We start from the raw sequence: 12,499 nt of genomic DNA on the forward strand, positions 1-12,499 counted from the left end.
AACTGTGACAAATTCGCGCGGAAAGCGCTTGCTATCTCGCAAAAGCAAGCGTTCGCTCGGCCTTGCGGCGAGCAACGGGCGCCTAAGCACTCGTACGGTCGATTACCCGAGTCGCCAAAATAAAAAGCCCTCGCACAGGAGGGCTTTTACTTTTCACTCATGCTGCCGACCACCTTGGGCGGTACGCAAGGCGAAATCGCACGATTGAACAGGCGCTGCGAACTCGCCCGTCATGCGAGAGCCAGCAATATCACGCGAAGTTCTTCGCAGCAAATTCCCAATTGACGATATTCCAGTACGCTTCCACGAACTTCGGACGCGCATTGCGGTAGTCGATGTAGTACGCGTGTTCCCACACGTCGATCGTCAGCAGTGCTTTTGCATCGGTGGTCAGCGGCGTAGCGGCGTTGCTCGTCGACACGAGGTCGAGCGAACCGTCGGCCTTCTTCACGAGCCATGCCCAGCCGGAGCCGAAAGTGCCGACCGCGGTCTTCGCGAATTCTTCCTTGAACTTCTCGAACGAGCCCCACTTGGCGTTGATTGCATCAGCCAGCGCGCCGGTCGGTGCGCCGCCACCTTGCGGCGACAGGCTGTTCCAGAAGAACGTGTGGTTCCACACTTGAGCCGCGTTGTTGAACACGCCGCCCGACGACTTCTTGACGATCTCTTCCAGCGACAGGCTCTCGAACTCCGTACCCTTGATCAGATTATTGAGGTTGGTCACATAGGTCTGGTGATGCTTGCCGTAGTGAAACTCGAGCGTCTCTTCCGACATGTGCGGAGCGAGTGCGTTTCTCGCGAACGGCAGCGGCGGGAGCGTATGTTCCATGGTGCTTTCCTTCTGTCTGTATCTGTTGTGGGGGAGGCTGCGGATAACGCTTTGGAACACTCGATTGTAGGCGAGTTGGAATAACCCCGCAAACCAACGGACTTTATTCCGTGCATGCGCAAAAGGCCGTGCACCAAGCGCAAATGATGCATCCGCATCGCCTGTGCCCGGCTCATCGACCAGGCAAAGATACGGCGCGCACGGATGTCGGCGAAGTGTCAGAAACCGTCGGAGAGACGCTCCTGTACATCCGCCAATGCGATGTCGGCCGAACCCTCGGCGAGGTGTACCGTCAGGCGCCGCCCCGGTTTCAATGATGATGGCGCGCGCACGGCGCGGCCGCTGCGTGCATCGATCATGGCTGCGTAACCGCGCTCCAGAGTGCGTTGCGGACTCAGCACCTCCAGCCGAGCGGCCAGCGTATCGATGCGCGCTACCTGACGCTCGTGCTGACGCAACAGAGCCGCATCCAGTCGTTGGGCGAGGTTGCCGAGCCTCGTTCGGTGAGCGGCGAGATCGGGGCGCCAGCGCTGCCAACGCATCTGCAGCAACGAAAAGCGCGCGCGCGCCTCGCGCACCGGACGCGCACCCGCCGACGCGAGCCGCACGCTCAGTTGGTGCAGATGCGTGCGTTGGCGCGTCAGACGCTCGAGGGGCGACACCAGCCGGCGCGCAAGCCAGTCCAGTTGCTGTGCGCGCCGCTCCATCATGCGGCCGAAGCCGCGTGCAAGCGCCGCGTGCCGCTGATCGAGTTCGCGCAGCAGCAGCACGCGCTGCGGGCTGACCAGTTCAGCCGCGCCGGTGGGCGTGGGCGCACGCGCGTCGGCGGCGAAATCGGCGATCGTGAAATCGGTTTCGTGACCGACGCCGCTCACCACCGGGATGGCGCTTTGCGCAATCGCGCGCGCCAGCACTTCTTCATTGAAGGCCCATAGGTCTTCAATCGAACCGCCGCCCCTGCACACGATCAGCACGTCGACCTCGCGCCGCGCGCTGGCCGCCTCCACCATCGCGGCGAGCTTGCTGCCGACGCCCACGCCTTGCACCGGCGCCGGATACACGATCACCGGAATGTGCGGCGCGCGGCGCGACAGTGTGGTCAGCACGTCGCGCAACGCCGCCGCCTGCAACGAGGTGACGATGCCGATCGCGCGGGGATGACTCGGCAACGCGCGCTTGCGCTCGGCGGCGAAAAGACCCTCGGCTTCGAGTTGCGCCTTGAGTCTGAGAAACGCTTCGTACAAGCGTCCCTGCCCGGTGCGGCGCACGGCTTCGACGCTCAGTTGCAATTCGCCGCGCGGCTCGTACATCGTGACGAGCGCGCGCACTTCGATGCGATCGCCTTCGCGCGGCGTGAACTCCGCGTACTGCGCGCGGCCGCGGAACATCACGCAGCGCATTTGCGCCTGCGCGTCCTTGATCGAGAAATACCAGTGGCCGCTCGCCGCGCGCGTGAAGTTCGACACTTCCCCGGCCACCCACACGAGCGGAAACGAGCGCTCCAGCATCGTGCCTATTGCGCGATTGAGGGCGGAAACGGGAACGACCACCTCGCCGCCGGGGGCGGGCGACGAAAAAAAGGGACTTTCGGGGTTCATGCGAGGAAGTATCTGTGACTGGCCGGACAGACGATAGACCGACTGGCCATCGGCGTCCAGCGCAGTCGCTGGATCGTCGAAAGTGTCCACATGTCGGGACGGACCGGCCGCGTGGCGCCAAACCCGCCGCCAGGCACCGGAAGTCGCGAACATGTCCTTGATTTGCATGGAGTTTACATGTCGCCAATGAGAACGATTGCCGATACTTAGGGCGCGCCGTGGTGCTTTCAGCCCATTGAACGGCAGGTTCTCCACAAAGTTATCCACAGGGCGCGGGCGGCCTGCGCACCGACGGCTAATCGACTTTCTCCCGCCGCGCGACTTGCCCGGCGACACGCCCGCGCGCTAGAGTGGCGGGTTCAACAGCAGGTCGGGCGGTCGCGGCGGGTGGTGTTGCGGCAACGACGCGGCAACTGCGTGCCGACTGGGTGGACAACCGCGTGCCGACTGCGGCGGCCCAACCGCGAAGTCGCCCGGTTGCCCGTTGCACAGCGCTCTTGCATGTGCGTGACGCGCTGCACTGCGCCATTCTTGCCCTCACCTTCCATTCTCCGGAGAACTGCGTCGATGCTGAACCCGCGTACTGCGCACGGCGCCTCCACGTTGCCGTGCCGCCCCGTCGCTGCGAACCGCGTGCCGCTCGGCGCGGCCACTTGCCCATGAGCGAACTGAAAGGCCGTCTCGAAGCCCGCCTCGCGCGCGAGTGGCAACAACGCGGCGCGTTCGCGTGGGCCCTCACGCCCTTTGCCGCCGTGTTCGGCGCGCTCGCCGCCGCGCGCCGCGCCGCGTTTTCGCTCGGCTGGTTAAAGGCCGTGCGAGTCGGCGTGCCGGTGGTGGTGGTCGGCAACGTGACCGTCGGCGGTACCGGCAAGACGCCCACTGTGATCGCGCTCGTCGAAGCGCTGCGCGCTGCCGGCCTCACGCCCGGCGTCGTGTCGCGCGGCTACGGCGCGCGCGTGAGGACGCCGACGCCGGTGACGCCCGCGTCGGCGGCGCGGGTCGGCGGCGACGAACCTTTGCTGATCGCACGCCGCACCGGCGCGCCGGTCTGGGTGTGCCCGAACCGCGTCCGCGCCGCCCAGGCGCTCTGCGCCGCGCATCGCGAAGTCGACGTGATCGTCAGCGATGACGGCTTGCAGCATTACCGGCTCGCGCGCGAGGCAGAACTGGTCGTGTTCGATCACCGGCTCGGCGGCAACGGCTTTCTGTTGCCGGCCGGTCCGTTGCGCGAACCGCTGTCGCGCCGCCGCGACGCGACGCTGATCAACGATCCGTACGCACGCAGCCTGCCCGCGTGGCCCAATACGTTCGCGCTGCAACTCGCCCCCGCCGACGCGTGGCATCTCGAGAACCCCGCCCTGCGCCGTCCGCTCGCGCAGTTCAGCGGCGAGCGCGTGCTGGCCGCGGCCGGCATCGGCGCGCCCGAGCGCTTTTTCGCGACATTGCGCGCCGCAGGCCTCGCGCCGGCCACCCGCGCGCTGCCCGATCACTATGCGTTCGAGCGCAATCCCTTCACCGACGTCGACGCCGACGCGATCCTGATAACGGAAAAGGATGCGGTAAAATTGGGGTCCTGGCACGATGCGCGCATCTGGGTTGTCCCGGTCGAAGCCGCGCTCGATCATCGCCTCATCGCATTAGTCGTGGAGAAAGTTCGTGGACGCTCGCCTGCTTGAAATTCTCGTCTGCCCGATCTGCAAGGGCCCGCTCAGCTACGACCGTGCCGCGCAGGAGCTGATCTGCAATGCCGACAAGCTCGCCTATCCGATCCGCGACGGCATCCCGGTGATGCTCGTCGACGAAGCGCGGCAGACCGTCGAAGGCACACCGGTCGACCTGAATCCGGGCTCGGTCGCCTGAGTCGGCTTTGTCCGCGCGAGCACGCGTCAACCACCAGCGCCCGCGCCGCGGGTTGGCATCAATCGCCGTGGTTTGTTCATCGCTGTTGTTCATTGCTGTTGTTCCCGTTTGCGTCGCGCTCGCTGCACGCTGAGCACTTACCCCAGTTGTTCCGCCGCCCTTCTTTTCGATGACCCACGCCAATCCCGCCGCTGCCCTCACCGCACCATTTATCGCCGTCGTGCCCGCCCGGCTCGCTTCAACGCGTCTGCCGAACAAGCCGCTCGCCGACATCGGTGGCAAGCCGATGGTGGTGCGAGTCGCCGAGCGCGCGCGCGAATCGGGCGCGCAGCAGGTGCTGGTCGCCTCCGACGCACAAGCGGTGCTGGACGTCGCGCGCGAGCATGGCTTCGAAGCCGTGTTGACGCGCGCCGATCATCCGTCGGGCACGGACCGTCTCGCCGAAGTGGCGACCCGGTTCGGCTGGAGCGACGACACGATCGTCGTCAACGTGCAAGGCGACGAGCCGCTGATCGATCCGGCGCTGGTGCGCGGCGTGGCATCCCACCTCGCGGCAAGCACCGGCTGCGCGATCGCGACCGCCGCGCACCCCATCAGCGATTCGGCCGAAATTTTCAATCCGAACGTCGTCAAGGTCGTGCTCGACGCGCGCGGTGTGGCGCTGTACTTCTCGCGCGCGCCGATCCCATGGGCCCGCGACGCCTATCTGCCGCACTGGCCCGACGTCGCGTCGATGCCCGCGCCGCCCGGACCTGCGGTGGTTCACCGTCATATCGGGCTGTACGCCTATCGCGCGCAATTCCTGCGCACATACCCCGCTCTCGCAATCTCGCCGATCGAACAGGCCGAAGCGCTCGAACAGCTGCGCGCAATGTGGCATGGCGAGCGCATCGCGGTCCTCGTCACACACGACGTGCCGCTGCCCGGCGTCGACACGCCCGCCGATCTCGCACGCGTACGGGCGTTATTCGGGTCTTGAGCACAAAATCCCATGGCATAATCGGACGGTTCAGCGCACCTCCCGTTACCAACGAAGCTCGGGTTTTACCCGGTCGCACCGTTGCGCGTCTTGCAGCGCCGTCGTCATCGGATCGATGTAGACGTGCAGCGCGGCTATCGCAACGGCAACCGATGCGGGTCCTTGGGCAAATCGTGGGAGCATGCCGCGTCCCCAAAGAATTCACATAGATCTGGAGATATCACATGCGTTTGATCCTTTTGGGTGCTCCCGGAGCGGGGAAAGGCACCCAGGCAAACTTCATCAAGGAAAAATTCGGCATTCCGCAAATTTCCACGGGTGACATGCTGCGCGCGGCGGTCAAGGCCGGCACGCCGCTCGGTCTCGAAGCAAAGCGCTTCATGGACGCGGGCGAGCTGGTCACCGACGAGCTGATCATCAACCTCGTGAAAGAACGCCTGCAGCAGCCGGACTGCGCAAACGGCTATCTGTTCGACGGTTTTCCGCGCACCATTCCGCAAGCGGAGGCAATGAAGCAGGCTGGCGTCGCGATCGACTACGTGCTCGAAATCGACGTGCCGTTCGAGGAGATCATCGTACGTATGAGTGGCCGCCGTTCGCACGCCGCTTCGGGCCGCACCTATCACGTCAAGTTCAATCCGCCGAAGGTCGAGGGTTTGGACGACGTAACCGGTGAGCCGCTGATCCAGCGCGACGACGACAAGGAAGAAACGGTTCGCAAGCGCCTGGAAGTGTACGAAGCGCAAACCAAGCCGCTGATCGAGTATTACAACAACTGGGCCACGAACGGCGATCCGTCAACCGCGCTCAAGGCGCCACAGTACCGCCGTATTTCGGGCCTTGGCAGCGTCGATGAAATTCGGGCTCGCGCGTTGGACGCGTTGAAGTAGCTCGCTGCCGACTGTTTGCGTCGTATAAAAACCCGCCCGCGCCGGCGGGTTTTTTTCGCAGTGCGCGGCGCGCGTTGCGGGCACGCGGTACGCATCCCGGCATCGGTTAGTTAGGTCTGCGTATCGGTTTGCGTTCGATCCGCCCGACACCGCGCGCCACTCGCGCCCACTGATGCGTCGCTTTCCGCGCCGCAACATAGCCGCTACAATCGACCATCGAAAAGATATTCCATCGAGACATAGCTGAATAACCGTAGCCAAGGAGAAGACATGGAGATTCGCGACAATGCATTCCTGATCACCGGTGGTGCTTCGGGCCTTGGCGCCGCCACCGCGCGCATTCTCGTCGAAAACGGCGGCAAGGTGGTGCTCGCCGACTTGAATCAGGCGGCTGGCGAGGCGCTCGCGAAGGAACTCGGCGGCGTCTTCGTCAAATGCGACGTCAGCCGCGAAGACGACGGCATGCAAGCCGTCGAAACCGCAACGAAGCTCGGCGCGTTGCGCGGCCTGATCAACTGCGCGGGCGTCGCGCCGGCCACCAAAACCGTCGGCAAGGACGGCCCGCATCCGCTCGACTCCTTCGCGCGCACCATCTCGATCAATCTGATCGGCACGTTCAACATGATCCGGCTCGCCGCCGCGGCCATGTCCAAGAACGAGCCGAATGCGCTCGGCGAGCGCGGCGTGATCATCAATACCGCATCGGTCGCCGCATATGACGGCCAGATGGGCCAGGCCGCCTATGCGGCGTCGAAGGGCGGCGTGGTGGGCATGACCCTGCCGATCGCGCGCGACCTGTCGCGCAGCGGAATCCGCGTAATGACCATCGCGCCGGGCATCTTCGAAACGCCGATGCTGCTCGGCATGCCGCAGGAAGTGCAGGACGCGCTGGGCGCCATGGTGCCGTTCCCGCCGCGCCTGGGCAAACCGGCCGAATACGCGATGCTGGCCAAGCAGATCCTCGACAATCCGATGCTCAACGGCGAAGTCATTCGTCTGGACGGCGCGATCCGCATGCAGCCGAAGTAAGCCGCGCGGCGCCTGCGCGTTGCCCGAGCGCGGCGCACGCAAAAAAACGCCTGCCCATGAATCATGAGCAGGCGTTTTCCGTTTTGGGGCTCTCGCAGCGTAATTCAGCTAGTCGCGATCGTCGTGCTGCGTGCGTTGGCGCAACTCGTGCAACTGCGACTCCACTATGGTTGCGTCCTCTGCATCCGGCCGGTCGCACAGATAGCTTTCCAGGTCTTCGACCGCCGGACGCAGGTAGTCGAGCCGCGCATACGCAAAGCCGCGATCGCGCACCTCTTCGATGTTTTCGGGCAGCAGGATCACAAGCCGTTGCTGGACGCCCAGCAAGCGCTGCCAACGCTCCGTCTGCAGATAAATGGACTTCAGGTTGCGCAGCATCCGCGCGATGATCTCGCGCCGCGTGGCCGGTTGCAGGAGCATGCGCAGCGCCCGGCTCACCGACTCGCCCGCCGACGCCACATAGGGCTCCAGCATCTCCACCATCTGAGCCTCGGTCAGCGAATGGCCGGTGGTAGGGTCGAGCATCACTTCGCCGTCGGGTGTGGTGACACGCAGCAGGAAGTGCCCGGGGAACGACACGCCGCGCACCGGAATGCCGATCTGCTCGGCCATCTCCAGGTACAACACCGCGAGCGAAATCGGAATGCCGCGGCGGCGTTTGAGCACCGCATTCAGATGACTGTTATCGGGGTCGTAATAGTCGTTGAGATTGCTGGCAAAGCCCAGCTCGCGGAAGAAGAACCGGTTCAGTATGCCCGCCTTCTGCCTGATGTCGGCGTCGTCCGGCATACGCCGCCGCAGACGGACCACCAGCTCGTCGATCTCGGCCAGCGCGGCTTGCAGGTCGAGATCGGGATAAGCGTCCTGCGCCAGAGAGAGCGCCGTCTCGGTCAACGGCAGGCTCTCGTCTTCGGCCACGAGCGTGCTGAAATAATCGAGAACTCGCGTCATCGTGATCACTTCACTCGCCTCTTGAAATACGCGTACTTAAAGCCCATCAGCCACAGCATACCGAAATATAACGCTGCGAACAGCACGAGGCACGCGCCCAGCAGCGCCATGCGCTCGACCGGCTGCTGATGCATCGCGATCCAGTCGAAACTGATCGCGAGCCAACGCATCGCGCCCGCCAGCACCAGACAGGCGCCGAATAATTGCACGAAAAATTGGAGCCAGCCGCTCGACGGCATATAGATGCCGCGCTTGCGCAGGCCGAGAAACAGCAGCAATGCATTGACGCAAGCGCCGAGCCCGACGCTCAGCGTGAGCCCCGCATGCGCGAAAACCGGCACGAACACCAGGTTGCTCAACTGCGTGACGATCAGCACGCCGATGCCGATTTTCACCGGCGTCTTGATGTCCTGCTTGGCGTAGAAACCGGGTGCGAGGATCTTGATCAGAATCAGGCCGATCAGACCGACGCCGTACGCGGCCAGCGCGCGGCTGACCATCACGACCGAGTTGCCGTCGAACTTGCCGTAGTTGAACAGCACGGCGGTCAACGGTTGCGCGAAGAAGAACAGCGCCACCGCGCTTGGCGCGGCCAGCAGGAACGTAACGCGCAGCCCCCAGTCGAGCAGCGATGAATACTCGTGTGAATCGGCGTCGACGTGAGCCTTCGAGAGGCTCGGCAGCAGGATCGTGCCGAGCGCGACGCCGAGCAGCGCGGTCGGGAACTCCATCAGCCGGTCGGCGTAATTGATCCACGACACCGCGCCCGGCCCGATGCGCGACGCGATGTTGGTGTTGATGATCAGGCTGATCTGCGCGACCGACACGGCGAACATCGCCGGCACCATCTTCGACAACACCCGCTTCACGCCGCGATGCGCGAGCGCCCGCACCGGGTTCAGGCCGATGCGCGGCACCATGTCGATCTTCTTCAGACCGGGCAGTTGCACGATGAACTGCAGGATGCCGCCGGCGATCACCGCCCATGCGAGCGCATAGACCGGCGTTTGCAAACGCGGCGCGACGAACGCAGCCGCGACGATGAACGCTACGTTCAACAGCACCGGCGCGAACGCGGGCAGCGAGAAGTTCTTGTACGTGTTCAGGACGCTCGAGGCCAGCGAGGTCAGCGAGATGAAGATGATGTACGGGAACATGATGCGCGTCATCGTGACCGCGAGCGCATACGCATGGCCTTCGTGGGCGAGACCCGACGCGACTGCGAACACCACGGCCGACGCGCCCGCCACGCCGAGTAGCGAAAGCACCGCCAGCGCCCATGCGAGCACGGTCGAGGTTGCGTCGACCAACGCCTTGGTGGCGTCGTGGCCTTGCTGGTTCTTGAACTCGGCGAGGATCGGGACGAAGGCCTGGGAGAACGCGCCTTCGGCGGAGATGCGGCGCAGCAGGTTCGGGATTCGGAAGGCGACGTAGAATGCGTCGGTGTATTGACTGGCGCCGAACGCGCGAGCGATCAGCGTTTCGCGGGCCAGTCCGGTCACGCGCGACAGCAGCGTGAAGCCGCTGACCGTCAGCAGGGCTCGGATTAGATTCATGGGGCGCTTATTATACGGGTGCCGCAAGTGCGGACGACGAGCTGGAACGCGAATCGGACCGATTTGCTTCGCATACGTTCGATCGGCCGGGCAAATCGCCGCACTTTTTGCGGCTTGCCGGCTCATGGCGCCTCGCACGAGTTCGCGCGAAGCACCTATGCCGTTTCGCGCCACTGCACTGTCAGGGCCTGGTTTACCGCACGCCCGCCGACCGGCGCGCGACGGCATCGCGCGGTGCCGAGCAGTCCCGGTGCGCAGTGCCGTTGCCACATGACTGATTTTGTTGCTATAATCGCCGGTTTCGAAGCTCGCTCAGTTTTCGGACGCGCCCACGGGTGCAGAGGAAGCAGACAAGGGGTTGGTCTCACGCAGCCTCGCCGAGATCCTCCAGAAGCTGAAAACGCCGGCAAGCCTTCGCGTAGTTTCGATCGAATTTTTCGACACTTTTTGCGCTCTTGGGCAATCGCTTCCAGGAGTTCGGATTAAAAGCAGCACCTCACCACTTGAAGGTCAGGTACTGGAAACAGGAACAGGATAAGGAACCGTCATGGCTAACTCCGCACAAGCACGCAAGCGCGCCCGCCAGGCCGCCAAGGCAAACTCGCACAACTCGGCACTGCGCTCGAAGTTCCGCACGGCCATCAAGGCTGTGCGCAAGGCGATCGACGCCGGCGACAAGGCCAAGGCCGCTGAAATCTTCCTCGCATCGTCGAAGACCATCGACATCATCGCCGACAAGAAAATCGTTCATAAGAACAAGGCTGCTCGCCATAAGAGCCGTCTGGCTGCAGCCATCAAGGGTCTGCAGGCGTCCGCAGCCCAGTAATTGCGGTCAGCCCGCTTCGGTGGGCGACCTCCTGTTTCCGCTGCACAGAAAGGCCCGCTTCGGCGGGCTTTTTTGCTTGGTACTCGGCGCAGACGTGGCGAGGCTCGACTGCCATGTTGCTCGCCGCCGCCCCACGGAACGCCTCGCCTCAGGTACAAAAAAACCCGCCGTTTGCGGGTTTTTTCTTTTGCCTGGCGGGAAGCTTGCGTTAAATCACGTGCCTTTTGGCCTTCGGCTCGGGGTGCTCGAGTTGTAACTCGCACGCTTGCGTCACCACTAGATCGTTGTCTTTCGCAAAATTGAGGACGAAATCGAATGCCATGGGTTCGATGTCGCGCAAGCGCGAATCCAGAATCACGCACTTGAGATCGCCGATCATGGTCGGCCGCACATACGGCGAGTACTGCATGTACGCGTTCGGCCCCTTTCTCACACCGGTACCAAAAGACGCCATCACGCCTGCGAGCCGCTCCGACCAGTCGCTCGGCCGAAACTTTTTTCCCGTCGACGTGATGCCCTGAATGAAATATTCGATTGGAGCTGCTTCGGCCATGTAGGAATACCTGTGTGACTGCCCAACGGGATGACGCAAGCCGACGAGGCGCCCGCTCAACACAAGCCGCCGCCGGTCGCGCCGGGTCGCCGCGCTGGCTATACACCGCGATGCCGAACTGCGCTATCGGGAGAATCGAGGGCGGGCGGCGCCGTCCCTGCGCTGGTCATGACGGTGCACCGCGAGCAAGCCTGGCGCGCCTGCCGAGCCGTCTCCCGCAAACGAAGTACCACCCTGCTGGGCTTTGGGATAACCCGTAGATTATAGCGCAGCGAGGCTTTTTCCGCAGCGCACACAAGCTTCGGCGGAGCGCCTCAAGAGCCTTTCAGACGGCTTGCGCAGCCTTTTGGCCGACTCGTCAAACGTGGCGAAATCCTTTATGCTGCATTGAGTTACCACATCCGACGGCGGCGCCGTCCGGCAATCGTGCCGGGTGAGACCGCCGTATTTTGTTTCATGACCGCCAAGAAAATTCGCCACTATCTGCAGTTCAAGGATTTCTCGCTGGACGACTACGAGTACGTCCTCGAACGCACGCGCATCCTGAAGCGCAAGTTCAAGAACTACGAGACTTACCATCCGCTGCACGACCGTACGCTGGCGATGATCTTCGAGAAGAATTCGACGCGCACGCGCCTGTCGTTTGAAGCGGGCATCTTCCAGCTGGGCGGCCACGCGGTCTTCATGAATACGCGCGACACGCAGCTCGGTCGCGGCGAACCGATCGAAGACGCCGCGCAGGTGATCTCGCGCATGGTCGACATCATCATGATTCGCACGTTCGGTCAGGACATCATCCAGCGCTTCGCGGAGAATTCGCGTGTGCCGGTGATCAACGGGCTGACCAACGAATATCACCCGTGCCAGGTGCTGGCCGACATCTTCACGTACTTCGAGCATCGCGGTCCGATTCGCGGCAAGACGGTCGCTTGGGTCGGCGACGCGAACAACATGCTGTACACGTGGATCGAAGCGGCGCAGATTCTCGGCTTCAAGCTGCGCCTGTCCACACCGCCGGGCTACAAGCTCGACCGGGCGATGGTCGCCGCAGAAAGCGCGCCGTTCTACGAAGAATTCGACGACCCCAACGAGGCTTGCGCGGGCGCCGACCTGGTCACGACCGACGTGTGGACCAGCATGGGCTTCGAAGCCGAGAATGAAGCGCGCAAGAAAGCCTTCGCGGACTGGTGCGTCGACGCGGAAATGATGGCGCGCGCCGATCCGAATGCGCTGTTTATGCACTGCCTGCCGGCCCACCGTGGCGAGGAGGTCAGCGCGGAAGTGATCGACGGGCCGCAAAGCGTCGTATGGGACGAAGCGGAAAACCGTCTGCACGTGCAAAAGGCACTGTTGGAATATCTCCTGTTGGGCAAGCTGAATCACTGAGCGAGCCGCTCTGAGCATCTGCGTGAAGCGTCAGCGGGCCCT

Annotated in this window: 12 protein-coding genes; 7 read left to right on the top strand and 5 right to left on the bottom strand. The window is 63.7% G+C overall.

The features are described from left to right. Window positions 1–250 precede the first annotated feature (250 nt). Both sodB and xseA read right to left on the bottom strand, forming a co-directional pair. Entirely contained in the window at window positions 251–829 is a 579-nt protein-coding gene (sodB, locus tag ABQJ48_RS10870) for a superoxide dismutase [Fe] (RefSeq protein ID WP_367837932.1), read from the bottom strand. 218 nt (window positions 830–1,047) lie between these two features. After that, the gene (gene xseA / locus ABQJ48_RS10875) at window positions 1,048–2,427 is read right to left on the bottom strand and encodes an exodeoxyribonuclease VII large subunit (protein ID WP_367838272.1); all 1,380 of its coding nucleotides are present in this window, start codon (window positions 2,425–2,427) and stop codon (window positions 1,048–1,050) included. 659 nt (window positions 2,428–3,086) lie between these two features. Between xseA and lpxK the strand changes: the two genes are divergently transcribed. The 5 genes from lpxK to ABQJ48_RS10900 all read left to right on the top strand — a co-directional run bounded on the left by lpxK (window position 3,087) and on the right by ABQJ48_RS10900 (window position 7,185). Beyond that, window positions 3,087–4,103 (top strand): tetraacyldisaccharide 4'-kinase, encoded by a 1,017-nt coding sequence (gene lpxK, locus ABQJ48_RS10880; protein WP_367837933.1) that lies wholly within the window; start codon window positions 3,087–3,089, stop codon window positions 4,101–4,103. Beyond that, a complete protein-coding gene (locus ABQJ48_RS10885; protein WP_007180583.1) occupies window positions 4,084–4,287 on the top strand; it encodes a Trm112 family protein in 204 nt (67 codons plus the stop codon). Before lpxK ends, ABQJ48_RS10885 begins: the two co-directional genes overlap by 20 nt. 169 nt (window positions 4,288–4,456) lie before the next feature. Then, on the top strand, window positions 4,457–5,266 hold the full coding sequence (gene kdsB / locus ABQJ48_RS10890) for a 3-deoxy-manno-octulosonate cytidylyltransferase (protein ID WP_367837934.1): 810 nt from the start codon (window positions 4,457–4,459) through the stop codon (window positions 5,264–5,266). Between the two features lie 224 nt (window positions 5,267–5,490). Then, window positions 5,491–6,156 (top strand): adenylate kinase, encoded by a 666-nt coding sequence (adk, locus tag ABQJ48_RS10895; protein WP_367837935.1) that lies wholly within the window; start codon window positions 5,491–5,493, stop codon window positions 6,154–6,156. 270 nt (window positions 6,157–6,426) lie between these two features. After that, window positions 6,427–7,185 carry a 3-hydroxyacyl-CoA dehydrogenase gene (locus ABQJ48_RS10900; protein ID WP_367837937.1) on the top strand — a complete coding sequence of 253 codons (759 nt, stop codon included), beginning with the start codon at window positions 6,427–6,429 and terminating at the stop codon, window positions 7,183–7,185. 108 nt (window positions 7,186–7,293) lie between these two features. Here the strand turns inward: ABQJ48_RS10900 and ABQJ48_RS10905 are convergent, their stop codons facing one another. After that, window positions 7,294–8,136, bottom strand: coding sequence for a SirB1 family protein (locus tag ABQJ48_RS10905; RefSeq protein WP_367837938.1), 843 nt, complete (start codon window positions 8,134–8,136; stop codon window positions 7,294–7,296). Window positions 8,137–8,141: 5 nt separating this feature from the next. After that, a complete protein-coding gene (gene murJ / locus ABQJ48_RS10910) occupies window positions 8,142–9,692 on the bottom strand; it encodes a murein biosynthesis integral membrane protein MurJ (RefSeq protein ID WP_367837940.1) in 1,551 nt (516 codons plus the stop codon). A 547-nt stretch (window positions 9,693–10,239) separates the two neighbouring features. Here murJ and rpsT point away from each other — a divergent pair. Beyond that, complete coding sequence (rpsT, locus tag ABQJ48_RS10915; RefSeq protein WP_367837942.1) at window positions 10,240–10,518, top strand: 30S ribosomal protein S20; 279 nt, start codon at window positions 10,240–10,242, stop codon at window positions 10,516–10,518. A 208-nt stretch (window positions 10,519–10,726) separates the two neighbouring features. On the opposite strand, the gene ABQJ48_RS10920 is transcribed toward rpsT, so the two are convergent. Continuing rightward, window positions 10,727–11,071: a DUF3579 domain-containing protein gene (locus ABQJ48_RS10920; protein ID WP_367837944.1), complete on the bottom strand. Its 345-nt coding sequence runs from the start codon at window positions 11,069–11,071 to the stop codon at window positions 10,727–10,729. Between the two features lie 456 nt (window positions 11,072–11,527). Between ABQJ48_RS10920 and argF the strand changes: the two genes are divergently transcribed. Next, window positions 11,528–12,457: an ornithine carbamoyltransferase gene (argF, locus tag ABQJ48_RS10925; RefSeq protein WP_367837946.1), complete on the top strand. Its 930-nt coding sequence runs from the start codon at window positions 11,528–11,530 to the stop codon at window positions 12,455–12,457. Window positions 12,458–12,499 lie beyond the last annotated feature (42 nt).

The sequence above is a fragment of the Paraburkholderia suaedae genome, from assembly GCF_040812055.1.
In the GTDB taxonomy this organism is placed as follows: domain Bacteria; phylum Pseudomonadota; class Gammaproteobacteria; order Burkholderiales; family Burkholderiaceae; genus Paraburkholderia.